Genomic DNA, 13558 nt, shown 5'->3' on the forward strand with positions numbered 1-13558 from the left:
CCTCCCCCTCCTTCAAGTTGGCGTTATTCGAATCCTGCTAAACGTTTGGACTTACCGTCTTTTTTATAGTTGGCATCGAATTCCTTCACTGCCGCATCTACATTGCCATTAATGAAGAAGTTTTGCAGCGTTTTTTGGAAATCAGCAAATGTTGGTGTTAGACGGTTTTGGACGTTGATTTTTGCTTTGCCTGTATCGATTAAGCCTTTAACCGTTTGCTGCACAGGATACAATTCACTTTTAGCATCTTTAAAGATAGGAATGCCAGGCGCTGTTTGATAGTATAGATTGACCATATCAGGAGTAACCATGAACTTGATCAAATCGACAGCTTCTTTCGAATGTTTTGCTTTTTCAGGCACCATTAATTGGTTAGGAGGCGTAATCAACGCAGTACCCGCATCATTCGCCGCAGGGAATGGGAAGAACCCCATATGATCTTTAACAAAGTCTTTGCTGAATTTTTTCTCCAATTGTGGAATAATGCCATCGAGCATAAACACCATGGCTACTTTACCATCACCCATCTTACTTTGCATTTCGTCATACGTTCCCGCCATCAAATTATCTTGATATAAGCCGAGATCTTTCAATTCTTTCTGCTTCGTAAATAAATCTTTCACCTGTGGTATATCAGCAAGACCGAGTTGGTTTTTCTCCAATTTCTGAACGCCTTCATCGCCGATTGCCGGATCTACACCCGATACCCAACCTGTCAAATAAAAGATTTGCGCCGGCCATCCATCCTTCACTCCTTCATAGAAAGGTGTCACGCCTGAAGCTTTTATTTTCTTGGCTGTCTCAATTAAATCTGTATAGTTTTTAGGCGGCTGAACGCCAACCTTGCCAAATACATCTTTGTTATAATAAACACCCATCATACCCGTAGCCCCGAATGGAACACCATAGATCTTTTTGTCCGGCGTTGTTTGGAATTCTTTCATCGATGGAATGATTCGATCCCATACTGCTGCATCTGCACTCCATTCATGAAGCGTTTCCTCAGCCCTTAATTTGACGTTTTGCTTCGTACCTGGCTGCATCAAAAATAAATCAGGAAAATCGCCTGTTGAAAACCGAGTTTTCATCATATTATCGAAGTCACCGCCGGGTAACGCTTGTAATTCGACCTTATTGCCGGTTTGCTTTTGATAAGCTTCGAATATTTTGTTAAATGGAACAGCGTCCACTGTATTGGGAATTACAAACGTAAGGGTGACAGGATCTTTCGTCGGAGCTATAGTCCTGGTTGGCGTATTCGTCGCTGTCGCTGATTTGCTTACTTCTGGCGTTCCTGTAGTGGCATTGTTACTACTGCATCCCGTAAATGAACTAGCTGCCAGACAAACCGTTAACATCGACAAAACCGTTTTCATTTTTCTCATTTTTGTAGTACCCTCCTTTAGGAATCGCTTACAAGTCAATTATATGAAAACGTTTTCCGTGACTCTATTCACGATTTCGACTAAAAATGTTTAATTTTCTTACCCTGAGAGTAATAATTATACGTCCGCTACAAAGTTCCATGATGAAATGATGAGGGTTACACGAGTCCCTTCCCCTACTTTACTCTCTATTTTACATTCGAATTGCTTGCCCAAGCGGATTGCATATCTGGCATAGACATTGCGAATACCAATGCCCCCGCCCGCAGCAGAAGAAACAGGCATATCTTCTGACAATCGCTGTTTTCTGAGTTCGTTTCTTAACGCCTTCAGTCTCTCTGCCGAAATACCGACCCCATCATCACTTACTGTGATGAGCAAAGATTCACCTTCTTTGTGAGCAATTATTCGGATCGTGCTTTTCCCAATCTTCGGCTCCACCCCATGGAACACCGCATTCTCCACAAGTGGCTGCAGTGTCATTTTCAGCAGCGGGTAATCGAGTAAATTGTCCTCGATATCCTGAATATACGTAATTTTGTCTTCGAAACGGATTCCCTGAATGTTCATATAAGAATCTATTTGTTCCAACTCTTCACGAAGGGTAACCATTTCATCCTTATTTTTGATATTGTAGCGGAACATATCTGCAAGTGACTGAGCCATATCTCCGATTTTCTCAACATCATAATAATCGGCCATTGCCTTAATGCTATCTAGCGTATTGTATAGAAAATGCGGATTAATTTGTGAATAGAGCATAGCAAGCTCGACTTGCTGAAGCTTAATTTGGTATATATATTTGGATTCGATTAAGTTTTGAAGTTCAACCTGCATGTCGTTAAAGTTCTTCGCGATTCTTCCGATTTCATCGCTTCTTTTAACTTGGACTCGAACCGAGAAGTCGCCTCTTTTCACTCGATTGATCGTTCTATATAAGTCCAGAATTGGATTGGTAATTCTTTGCCCGAACAAAAAGGAAATAATAATAGTAACCAAAAAGGCTATCAGCGTTGTAAGTAGTGTTGCCGTCTTGATTCGATCCAGTGAACCGAATATCTCATGCTTAGGCATCGCAAGTACGACTTTCCAATTGGAATAATCCGACTGTGTATATGTAACAAGCAGGTTGTCCTGCTCACCGCCATACCAGAACTTTCCGCTGCCGTTTGTGATACGTGATAGCATATCTTTACGGAGAACAGCATCAGACTGCTTAAAAGAGGCGTATACTTGTTGATTATTTTGATCTAAAATGAGCAATTTGCTGTTCGTGGAAAGGCTATCGTTCTGACCAATATGGAGAAACAATTCAACATTGTATTCCGCGCGTACAACAATAAAATTGTCGGGATTAGCAAAGTCTCGAATTAAAATGGACGATGAATATGCGGTCTCATCACTTCCAGAAACCGCTCCTTTAGACGGACCGGTAAAATGCACACGACCGTCATTGATTACCGTCTGCTGGAACCAATCGGATTGCTGAACTTCATCGGCTGTCCAAGGCTTCTGATTATCCGAAGCATTTAGCATTTCTCCGTTATTGTAATAAATTTGAACCCGGATAAAATCTCTGATTGGTGTAATGTTAAAGCTTTTCAGAAATAAGTTTCCAATCTTTTGCCTGAACAGGAATTGATCCTGCTTATCCATCGTCGCATACGCATTAATTCCATCTATATACTCCTGACTGAAATAAGGCGCCAGCAGAAGATTTCGCTTGTTTTGAAAATCATTATCCATATTTTTCTCAATTTGTCGAACGATTTGAAAACTTGACGATTCTACCTGCTCCGATACAGAGCGATAAGAAATATAGAAGGAAATAGCTCCTACCGATGCTATGCAAATAAAAATAATAATGAAATAACTGAAGAGAAGAACGATACGGATTTTGGAAAATAAGGATCGGATTTTCCCGAAAATCCCCCAAAGCTTACTTCCACGCATGATAACACCCCCCTAACTTTAAACGTTTCAACTAGGAATGGGAATATTTTACCATACACCTCTTCGATCGGAGTAGGTTTATTTCAGAGCATTTTATATTAATTCTTACTTTTACTCATAAACAAAAAATTGTTAAGCAATTTAGCTTTAAGAAAAAGAATATCAAACCCCGCATCGCAAGGCCTAACCTGGCTAAACGCGCGCACTAAAATAAAATCCCTTGCTTTCGCAAGGGATTTTCAATGATATATATCATCAGCTATTCAACAACAAAACACGCATCTTTCCAAGCGGCTGTTCCACCATCGATATAAGTTATGCGGGGTAACCTCCGCCAGGCGGCGGCCAAGCTCCATTCATTCGGCGGAGCAAAACGATTTCTCCCAAGTGATAGGAATTATGTGAGGCAATGTTGCGCAAAATCCCCGCTTTCGTCTCCGTCGGAAACTTTTCAAGTATTTCATCCAGTTGTGTCGTTCGAGCAATTTTACAAGCTCTCTCTACACCTTGCAGAAAAGATTGAATAGTCGACTCCCATTCCACTTCATTCTCCGGACGTTCTGTGCTAGGCCAACTATCCATGACGTGCGAAGGCAATTCAGGCTTGCCTCCCTCAAGGTAAGTCAACAAAAATTCTTGCCAGTAGCTCATATGCTTCAATAACTGATAAATGGTGTATGGCGCACCCGCGGTACGAGTGCCTGCAAGCTCAGAAGTAATATCCAGCAATGCTCTGGTTATCGGAATATGTCCTCGCTCTCCAACTAATGATTTCACAAGAGCTTCACCAAATGCTCGATTGGATTCATTCATAGACATGGCTGTCATCTCCAACCTCCTCCATTCATTTATTATGTATGCTTTTAATTTGATAACCTCAAATTAAATTGCACAAAATATAATTGCATAAACTATAGTATGCCAAATTTATTCAAAATGTCAAGTTGGTTCATTTTCCGCAGGTATGTGTTCCTATCACCGATATTCATATAATTTTTATATTTGTTCATGAGCAGGTATATTGGTTTTAGAACTGTTAAATGATACAATATGGAAATGATAGACAATCAAACCTAAGGAGTGAAATTAATGGCTATTGATGTATATCTTAATTTTAATGGAAACACTCGTGAAGTTATTGAGTATTACGCTGAAGTTTTTGGACTAGACAAGCCACAAATCATGACCTTTGGAGATACACCACCCGACCCATCCTTCCCTCTTCCTGAGGAAGCCAAACATTTAGTTATGCATGCACGTCTTAGCATTTCTGGAAGTACTGTTATGTTCTCCGATGTTTTCCCAGGAATGCCTTACGTTGCCGGGAACAACATTAGCCTTTCCTTAGTCAGTAAGGATATCGATGAAGTGAAGTCAGCCTTCCATAAGCTGAAAGAAGGCGGCAAAGTAGGCATGGAGCTTCAAGAAACTTTCTGGAGCAAATGCTACGGCAGTTTAGAAGATAAATTCGGCATTCAATGGCAGTTTAACTATGACAATGGTGAATCGGTTTATTAATTAATCTTTTCACAATACAAAAAGGATATTCAATCTTTCTTTCTCAAGAAATGATTGGATATCCTTTTTTTTGCATAGACTACACTTTTGCTTACAATATGGGAGAAACCAACTTAGAAATGGACTCCAGAAACCGAATCCGTAATGAACGCTTATCATATTCCTCTAACGTCAGTTCCATACAGCCATCCATATCTTTCCAGAAGGTGTTCTCCAGCTTCTTCGCCGTCTCTGCATGATACATCAAGGCGTTAGTCTCGAAATTAAGCCGGAGGCTGCGAATATCGAAGTTGGCCGTCCCAACAGAGGCAACCTGCCCATCGACGATGATTGTTTTCGCATGAAGAAAGCCTTGATCATATAAGTAGCATTTCACTCCTGCTCGCAGCAATTCTCCTACATAATACAAGGAAGCCCAGTGAACAAACAAATGATCTGCTTTCGCAGGGATCATGATTCTAACGTCAATGCCCGATAGAGCAGCAATGCGCAGCGCATTCAACATGCTCTCTTCAGGGATAAAATAAGGAGTCTGCAGGAGGATTCTGCTCTTGGCCATGTGAATCATTTTCAGGAATGTATACACGAAATGCGGCCATGCTTCATTGGGTCCACTTGCCACAATTTGCATAGGCACGTGTTCCAAGCTATTGGCTTCCACCATAGAATCGGGAAAATACTCCGGCTCAACTTCCAACTGCTGAACGGATGCTAAGTTCCAGTCCAGAATAAATCTCGACTGCAAAGCGCGAACAACACTTCCGGTCAAACGAAGGTGCGTATCTCGCCAGTAACCAAATCGCGGATCTAAACCCAGATATTCATTACCGACATTGAATCCACCCATGTACCCAATCTGACCATCAATAATAACCAATTTACGATGATTGCGATAATTTACCCGATAGTTCAGAAATGGAATTCGCGATGGGAAAAATGCAGCTTTTTGCCCGCCAGCCTTTAGGAAATCTCGAAAAAAGGACTCTTTCAAGGACCTTGAGCCAATATCGTCATATAAGAATTTAACTTTGACACCCTGCTCTGCTTTCCTCGTAAGAGCTTCCATGACCTTGTGACCCAACGAGTCATTCTTAACGATATAATACTGCATATGTATATGCGACTCAGCAGCTTCAATTTTCATCAGTAAATCACTGAATTTAGCCACACCGTCTGTGAAAATATGTACACCATTATCTTGCGTGAGGAACGCATCATTCGTTGCGACATTCAAATAAATCAAATCTCGATATTGACTTACCATCGGATCAATATAGGGCAGCGTCCCGTCGATCAGCTGTTCCCGCTGCTCTGAAATGACGGTCTGCACTCTTTCCAGCATACGGCGGTTCCATTTATACAGCTTTCTGCGGCTCAAATTTTGTCCAAGCATCACATAGAGCAGGAAACCGAGAATCGGAATGAATAAGAGCACCATGAGCCATGACCAAGTTGCCGCCACGTTTCGACGTTCTAAGAACACAACCGTTATGGCGAGTAAAATATTGATTACAAAGACGACAGTTAGTACATGCGATATCCAGTCCATAACACCACTCCAAACCATTTATATCAACTCATCGCTATTATACCTGAATTTCGACAAATTAGGAAAAGACCCCCTATTCACAAGGTGAATAAGAGGTCATCAAGAATAAAATGAAGAGGAATTAGACAGAAGAGACTGGAAGCAAAATGCCTCCAGTCTCCTTTTAAGCGTTGTTAGTAAGCATTACTTTATAAAGTGCGATATACTGCTGTGCTGACTTTTTCCAGCTGAAATCGCCTTTTTTCATATTTTGCTGAATTTTCAACCATGCCTCTCTATCATTCTTGTAGAAAAACACAGCACGGCGAATGATATGCAGCATGTCATGCGCATTATAGTTGCTAAATGTGAATCCGGTACCCTCACCCGTGAACTCATTATAAGGCTGCACGGTATCTTTCAGTCCGCCAGTTTCTCTAACAATGGGTACAGATCGATAACGTAGTGCTATCAACTGCCCAATCCCACAAGGCTCGAACTGTGACGGCATCAAGAATAAGTCAGATGCAGCATAGATTTGATGTGCAAGAGATTCATCGAAGTAGATTTGAGCAGACACCTTATCTGGATGCGTTTGAACCGCATATCGGAACATTTGCTCATACCCATAGTCGCCTGTACCGAGAACGACAAGTTGAATGTCCAAAGCGAGAATCTCTGATATGACATGCTGGATGAGATCAAGTCCTTTTTGCTGCACCAAGCGAGTGACCAACGCAATCATCGGTACATCACTATTCACAGGCAGACCCAAGCGCTCCTGCAGAGCTAGCTTATTCTGCTGTTTCTTCGGTAAGGAATCTCGATAATTCACAGCCAGATGCGGATCGGTCATTGGATCGAACACGTCGTAATCAATGCCATTCACGATGCCCGTTAACTGATCTTTGCGATGACGCAGCAAGCTGTCCAAAAATTCACCATAAAAGGGAGTTTGTATTTCCTCAGCATAGGTCTGACTTACCGTTGTTATCCGATCCGAATAGAGAAGTCCGCCTTTGAGGAAGCTTGCGCCACCATGCAATTCAAGCGCAGTTCCTGTAAAATGATCGTCTGATAAACCGAACAAATCCTTTAATAGGGATTGATCAAACACACCTTGGTATTTCAAGTTATGAACGGTAGACATTGTCTTCATCTCGCTATAGAAAGGGAGGTGTTGATAATGTGCCTTCAGCAGCACAGGAATCATACCCGTTTGCCAATCATGGCAATGAATCACATCCGGCTGGAAATCAAGTAACGGGAGCGCCTCAATAATCCCTCTGCAGAAGAACCCAAAACGCTCCGCCTCGTCTCCATAACCATAAATGCCTGGACGCTTGAAATAAAACTCATTATCCACGAAATAAAAGGTGACTCCCTCATGCTGAAGCATCTCAATCCCGATGTATTGCTTTCTCCAACCGATGTACACATCAAATGTGGCTACCTTCGTCATTGCTTCCCGATAAACAGCAGGGATATCGCCATACTTAGGTAAAATAACCCGCACATCCAGTCCTTGACGAGTAAGCTCCTTCGGTAAGGAGCCAATTACGTCAGCTAGACCGCCTGTTTTAATAAAAGGTACAGCCTCAGATGCAGCAAATAGTACTTTCATCTTCCTACTCCTTTTATTTGAACTAGATCACTTTCGTTTTCGCAGCAATGAATGGTGCTTTGTTATCTCCTGTTAAGACACGTCCACGACTAATGAAGACATCCTTATCCAGGATTGCGTTCTCAATGATAACATTCTCCTCAATCTCACAGTTTTGGAGAATGATGCTGTTCTTCACGTACGCGCCTTTCCGGATTTTCACACCACGGAACAGGATACTATTTTCCACTTTGCCTTCGATGATGCAGCCGTTTGCGATGAGCGCGTTTTTAGCTGCTGCGGTATCCAAGTACTTCGCAGGCGGTTCATCTTTAACCTTCGTGTAAATCAGGTTTTTCTGGAAGAAAAGCTCTCTCCAGATCGCCGGATTAAGCAGCTGCATACTGTGCTTGTAGTAGCCTTGAATCGAGTTCACAATCCCTACATGGCCTTCGAATTTGTAGCCATACACACTGAGTTTGTCAATGTTTTTCATAATGCCATCGCGAACCAAATGATCGTAACCTTGCGCTAAGCAAGATTCAACCATATCCAGCAGCAGCGCTTTGCTCATGATGTACATTTCCATTGAAATGTTGTTTGTACGCAATCTTCCTGTGTGATCCTCCATGAGAGTCACTTGCCCGCTATCCTTGACCGCTAACCGACGGAATTTTCCTTGAATATCCTCATCTGTTTGCTTATAGATAACCGTAATGTCTGCTTGGGAATCCTCATGATAACGCACAGCGTCACGCAAATCGAGGTTGCACACCATATGGCTTCGTGAAATAATGACAAGCTCTTCTTTACCACGATAGAAATAATCTCTATGGCTATAGAACTGGTATAAATCACCACGTGATATCCCTGTTGGTTCATTGAGCACAGAAGGGAGAACGAACAAGCCACCCCGCTTCCGGTCCAAATCCCATTCTTTCCCAGAACCAAGATGATCCATGAGCGAACGATATTTATGTTGAGTGAATACAGCCACATTATCAATGCCGGAATTCACCATATTTGACAATGTAAAATCAATTAGTCGATAACGACCGCCGAACGGCACGGATGCTGGGCAACGAAAGTAGGTCAGTTCCTCCAAATCATCCGGTTCATTCACTAAATTAATGACTCCCATCACATGTTTCACTCAACATCATCCCTTCTGATTGGCATTCGCTGTTATCCGTTCATTGCCACCAATAAGTACAATTTCCCCTTTGCCATCTACCACAGCACCGTCTTCAACGACCGTGTTTTCGCCGATAATCGCTTTGTTAATCGTAACGTTATTACCAATTTTGGCATTAGGCATAATGACGGAGTCACGAATCTGGCTTCCTTCGCCAACCTGTACACCGAAGAACAATACCGAGTGATCGACATCTCCGAATATCGCGCAGCCTTCATTAACGAGTGAACGCTTAATATTCGCAGTTGGTGCCACATATTGAGCCGGCTGGTAAGGATTCTGGGAGTAAACCCGCCAGTCCTTATCATTTAAATTAAGCTCATTATTGTCGTCCAGCAGGTCCATGTTTGCTTCCCACAGACTATCGATCGTACCTACATCTTTCCAGTAGCCTTCAAAAGGATAAGCGAACATTCTCGCCTCATCTTTCAGCATCATTGGAATAATATCTTTCCCAAAATCTTTACTGGAGTTAGGATTTTCCTCATCCTGGGTAAGATAAGATTTCAATACGCTCCAATTAAAAATATAAATACCCATCGAAGCCAAATTACTATTCGCTTCTTTCGGTTTTTCTGCAAATTCAGTTATTTCTTGTTTCTCATTGACGCTCATGATACCGAATCGGTTCGTTTCCTCCCATTTAACTTCAATGACAGCAATCGTTGCGTCGGCTTTCTTCTCTTTGTGGTAAGACAGCATCAGATCATAGTCCATTTTATAGATGTGATCACCCGAGATGACCAAAACATATTCGGGATCATATTGCTCAATAAAGCCGATATTGCGATAAATGGCATTCGCGGTTCCTTTATACCAATCCCCACCTTTTTGTTCCATGAACGGCGGCAAGACCGTCACACCGCCATATTTGCGGTCAAGGTCCCATGAACTTCCAATTCCAATGTAAGTATTTAGTACGAGAGGTTGATACTGGGTTAGGACACCAACTGTGTCGATCCCTGAATTCGTACAATTGCTGAGGGTAAAATCAATGATACGATACTTCCCGCCAAAATGAACGGCTGGCTTGGCTAAATTGTTCGTCAGAACGCCTAATCTTCGTCCTTCTCCTCCAGCGAGGAGCATGGCAACACATTCTTTACTGCGCATATCTGATTTCCCCCTTCAACTTCGTCAATCACAGTTTGGAATTCACTCACACATTTTATATAAACAGCCGCAAGCGGCGGAATACACAACGCTAAACTATTCGGCAGCCCGTGCCATGAACGCTTTTCACTGGATATTGGCTCTGAGTTACCTTGACCAGAACCACCAAACTCGGGTGCATCGCTGTTAAATACGACTTCGTACACACCATGCCGAGGAACGCCAATTCGGTAATCCGGGTGTACCACAGGGGTGAAATTACAAACGAGAATCAAGTCATCCTCAGGCAATTTCCCTTTGCGCATAAAGGTCACAACGCTCTGGCTCTCATCATGAGGGTTGATCCACTCGAACCCATCCTGATGATGATCCAGCTGCCACAATGCCGGTTGGTCCAAATAAAATTGATTAAGTGCCTTGACATAATGATGCATTTGACTATGTTTTTCATAGCCTTCAAGTAGAAACCAATCAAGTTCTTCAAGATCTTTCCATTCGTCGAATTGCCCGAATTCACTGCCCATAAACAGCAGCTTTTTACCAGGGTGACCCGTCATATATCCATATAGAACGCGAAGGTTAGCAAATTTCTGCCAATAATCGCCTGGCATCTTATGAAGAAGTGAACGTTTGCCATGCACCACTTCGTCGTGCGAAAGCGGCAGTACATAATTTTCACTAAAGGCATACATGAATGAGAACGTGATCAGCTTGTGATGATACTTGCGGTTAATAGGATCTAATTTCATATAACGCAGCATATCGTTCATCCAACCCATGTTCCACTTATAATTAAATCCGAGTCCTCCATCGTGGACAGGCGCAGTAACGAGCGGCCAATCGGTAGAATCCTCAGCCATCATCAGCGCATCAGGGTAGAAGGAGAAGACAGCCTGATTCAGCTTGCGCAGGAATGCGATCGCTTCGGGATTATCATCCCCACCCCATTGATTCTTGATCGGTTCCTCGCTCCATCTGCCAAAATTCAAATGCAGCATAGAAGCCACAGCATCCACTCTAATCCCATCAATATGATACATGTCCATCCAAAATACAGCATTTGAGATTAAGAAACTTTGAACCTCGGGTCGACCAAAATCGAAAGTAAGTGTGCCCCATTCCAACTTCTCGGCTTTGCGAGGGTCTTCATATTCATACAGCGGCTTCCCATCAAACTGCCTCAGTCCATGACTGTCCTTACAGAAATGGCCAGGGACCCAATCCATAATGACCCCAATCCCCTTTTGGTGACAGCGGTCAACGAAATGCATGAATTCCTTCGGAGTACCGTGACGGCTAGTAACGGAGAAATAGCCTGTTGCTTGATAGCCCCAAGAACGGTCAAACGGATGCTCTGCGAGCGGCATTAATTCAATGTGCGTATACCCCATTTCAACTGCGTAATCGACTAGCTCTTCAGCAAGCTGATCATAGGTATACAAATCTTCACTATGTCGATCCTTTTTGCGCCACGTACCCAGATGAACCTCATAAATAGATAATGGCTTATTGTAAGCGGGGCTTTCCTTTTTCTGCTGCTGCCATGCCTGATCCTTCCATTCATAACCTTCTAGATCAACAACACGCGATGCGGTACCCGGACGTAATTCCGAATAAAAGGCATACGGGTCTGCTTTCAACAAAATCTGGCCCGTCTCGCTATGAATTTCAAATTTGTAATGATCGCCTTCACTAGCTTCTGGAACGAACAATATCCATAAGCCAAGAGTACTAAACTTCTCCAAACGATGTGTCCCAGATTGCCAACTGTTGAAATCACCAAGCAAGTAAACCTGTTTGGCATGAGGTGCCCATACGGCAAAACGAACTCCCTCTTGCCCTTTTGTTTTGCTTACATGCGCCCCTAAGATGCGATAACTGTGGTAAAGGGATCCTTCATGAAGCAGAAACAAGTCTTCTGAGCTAGGTATACCAACATTTGCCCCCACGTTATCCCTCCTTAAATTCGTTAAAACTGGATTTTACTTATAATCGCCTTACGTTACAAATACAACAACCAAGCAAAGAATCCTTCATTTTTACATTAAAAAAAAAAAGGAAATTACTTAACCCTTGGTGAATTATTTGAGGGACATTATATCGAGAGGTGGAACACAAATAATGAAAGATAAAGTAAAGGGTCTCATCGTTGGTTTAACGATTGGTTCCGTATTAAGCGGGACTGTAGCATTTGCAGCAAACAGTCAAATTGAAGTCGCATTCCGAAGTCTTAAGTATATGTTTGACGGTGTTGAGAAAGCACCTTCCGAAGCTAAAGGATTTATCTACGAAGGCTCAACCTATGTACCACTTAGATTTGTAAGTGAAGCGCTTGGAAAAAAGGTCGAGTGGGACGAAGAAAATGAAACCATTTGGATTGGTAACAATCCTAGACATGTGGTTGCAACTTACAAGGGTGGAACAGTGACCAAGGGTGAATTTGATACCTTCTTTGCATTGCAAGCTCTTTTCAATGCAGGCCATGCTGCTTCTAAAGATGACCCAGAGTATCAAAAAAAGATGATCACACAGCTCATTCAAAACCGAATTCTTTTCGGTAAAGCATCTGAAGCAGACCAGAACGCTGCCAAAGACGGTGCTGTTAAACAAATCGCTGCTTGGAAAAGCCAATTTGGCGAGGCGAAATTCCTCGACGATTTGAAAAAGGTGAACACGACAGTAACTGATCTTCAGTACTTTCTAGTGGGCAGCATCGGTGCACAAAATTACATCAAGTCCAGTATTTCCGATGCCCAGTTAAAAGCCAAATATGATGAAACACTCAAAGTAGATAAAGATGCTTATACCATTGCCTCCGTGCGTCACATTTTGATTGGATTAAATGACCCCTCAAGCTCTGATAACAAAGTTCTTCGTACGAAAGAGGAAGCACTCAAACGGGCAAAAGAAGTTCAGCAGAAGCTTAAGTACGGTGAAGATTTCACTAAATTAGCCAAAGAATTCTCAGATGACCCAGGCTCTAAAGATGCTGGTGGTCTTTATGCGGATGCCGATGTAAGTCAGTGGGTACCCGAGTTTAAGAAAGCAGCTATTGAGCAGACGATCGGAACAATCGGTGATCCCATCGCGACAGATTTCGGTTATCACGTTATCAAAGTAGAAGCTAGATCCGTTAAATCCTTTGATTCTGTGAAAGAGCAGCTGAAAGCTTCGCTTGAACAAGAGCAATTTCAACAATTTGCAGAAAAAGAACTGAATGGTTTGATTGAAAAGATCGATTTAGGTCAATAAATGGTGTACAA

General features: G+C 42.5%; 10 protein-coding genes. 2 read left to right on the top strand and 8 right to left on the bottom strand.

Annotation, left to right across the window (positions count from 1 at the left end; genetic code table 11):
• Nucleotides 1-23 precede the first annotated feature (23 nt).
• The 3 genes from AC58UU_RS13680 to AC58UU_RS13690 form a co-directional block, all read right to left on the bottom strand.
• Complete coding sequence (locus AC58UU_RS13680) at nucleotides 24-1385, bottom strand: ABC transporter substrate-binding protein (RefSeq protein WP_497316434.1); 1362 nt, start codon at nucleotides 1383-1385, stop codon at nucleotides 24-26.
• A 117-nt stretch (nucleotides 1386-1502) separates the two neighbouring features.
• Nucleotides 1503-3338 (bottom strand): cache domain-containing sensor histidine kinase, encoded by a 1836-nt coding sequence (locus tag AC58UU_RS13685; RefSeq protein ID WP_497316436.1) that lies wholly within the window; start codon nucleotides 3336-3338, stop codon nucleotides 1503-1505.
• Between the two features lie 315 nt (nucleotides 3339-3653).
• Nucleotides 3654-4151, bottom strand: a complete 498-nt coding sequence (locus tag AC58UU_RS13690) for a DinB family protein (protein ID WP_497316818.1) — start codon at nucleotides 4149-4151, stop codon at nucleotides 3654-3656.
• Nucleotides 4152-4427: 276 nt separating this feature from the next.
• Here AC58UU_RS13690 and AC58UU_RS13695 point away from each other — a divergent pair, with 276 nt between their 5' ends.
• Nucleotides 4428-4856, top strand: a complete 429-nt coding sequence (locus tag AC58UU_RS13695) for a VOC family protein (RefSeq protein WP_497316438.1) — start codon at nucleotides 4428-4430, stop codon at nucleotides 4854-4856.
• Nucleotides 4857-4947: 91 nt separating this feature from the next.
• Here AC58UU_RS13695 and cls read toward each other — a convergent pair whose 3' ends face one another.
• The 5 genes from cls to glgB all read right to left on the bottom strand — a co-directional run bounded on the left by cls (nucleotide 4948) and on the right by glgB (nucleotide 12244).
• The gene (gene cls / locus AC58UU_RS13700) at nucleotides 4948-6405 is read right to left on the bottom strand and encodes a cardiolipin synthase (protein WP_497316440.1); all 1458 of its coding nucleotides are present in this window, start codon (nucleotides 6403-6405) and stop codon (nucleotides 4948-4950) included.
• 163 nt (nucleotides 6406-6568) lie between these two features.
• Nucleotides 6569-8008, bottom strand: a complete 1440-nt coding sequence (gene glgA, locus AC58UU_RS13705; protein ID WP_497316441.1) for a glycogen synthase GlgA — start codon at nucleotides 8006-8008, stop codon at nucleotides 6569-6571.
• Between the two features lie 22 nt (nucleotides 8009-8030).
• Nucleotides 8031-9140 (bottom strand): glucose-1-phosphate adenylyltransferase subunit GlgD, encoded by a 1110-nt coding sequence (gene glgD / locus AC58UU_RS13710; RefSeq protein WP_497316443.1) that lies wholly within the window; start codon nucleotides 9138-9140, stop codon nucleotides 8031-8033.
• 6 nt (nucleotides 9141-9146) lie between these two features.
• Nucleotides 9147-10295 carry a glucose-1-phosphate adenylyltransferase gene (locus AC58UU_RS13715; RefSeq protein WP_497316445.1) on the bottom strand — a complete coding sequence of 383 codons (1149 nt, stop codon included), beginning with the start codon at nucleotides 10293-10295 and terminating at the stop codon, nucleotides 9147-9149.
• Nucleotides 10238-12244: a 1,4-alpha-glucan branching protein GlgB gene (gene glgB / locus AC58UU_RS13720; RefSeq protein WP_497316447.1), complete on the bottom strand. Its 2007-nt coding sequence runs from the start codon at nucleotides 12242-12244 to the stop codon at nucleotides 10238-10240. The genes AC58UU_RS13715 and glgB overlap by 58 nt, the downstream gene beginning before the upstream one ends.
• Before the next feature lie 172 nt (nucleotides 12245-12416).
• Here glgB and AC58UU_RS13725 point away from each other — a divergent pair, with 172 nt between their 5' ends.
• Nucleotides 12417-13547 (top strand): peptidylprolyl isomerase, encoded by a 1131-nt coding sequence (locus tag AC58UU_RS13725; protein ID WP_497316448.1) that lies wholly within the window; start codon nucleotides 12417-12419, stop codon nucleotides 13545-13547.
• Nucleotides 13548-13558: the final 11 nt, after the last annotated feature.

Source organism: Paenibacillus sp. JT22N1 (assembly GCF_059692155.1).

What these genes read in the sequence shown, in the direction of transcription:
- AC58UU_RS13680 (WP_497316434.1), bottom strand. Translation starts at nt 1,385, where the DNA reads ATGAGAAAAATGAAAACGGTTTTGTCGATGTTAACGGTTTGTCTGGCA.
- AC58UU_RS13685 (WP_497316436.1), bottom strand. Translation starts at nt 3,338, where the DNA reads ATGCGTGGAAGTAAGCTTTGGGGGATTTTCGGGAAAATCCGATCCTTA.
- AC58UU_RS13690 (WP_497316818.1), bottom strand. Translation starts at nt 4,151, where the DNA reads ATGAATGAATCCAATCGAGCATTTGGTGAAGCTCTTGTGAAATCATTA.
- AC58UU_RS13695 (WP_497316438.1), top strand. Translation starts at nt 4,428, where the DNA reads ATGGCTATTGATGTATATCTTAATTTTAATGGAAACACTCGTGAAGTT.
- cls (WP_497316440.1), bottom strand. Translation starts at nt 6,405, where the DNA reads ATGGACTGGATATCGCATGTACTAACTGTCGTCTTTGTAATCAATATT.
- glgA (WP_497316441.1), bottom strand. Translation starts at nt 8,008, where the DNA reads ATGAAAGTACTATTTGCTGCATCTGAGGCTGTACCTTTTATTAAAACA.
- AC58UU_RS13715 (WP_497316445.1), bottom strand. Translation starts at nt 10,295, where the DNA reads ATGCGCAGTAAAGAATGTGTTGCCATGCTCCTCGCTGGAGGAGAAGGA.
- AC58UU_RS13725 (WP_497316448.1), top strand. Translation starts at nt 12,417, where the DNA reads ATGAAAGATAAAGTAAAGGGTCTCATCGTTGGTTTAACGATTGGTTCC.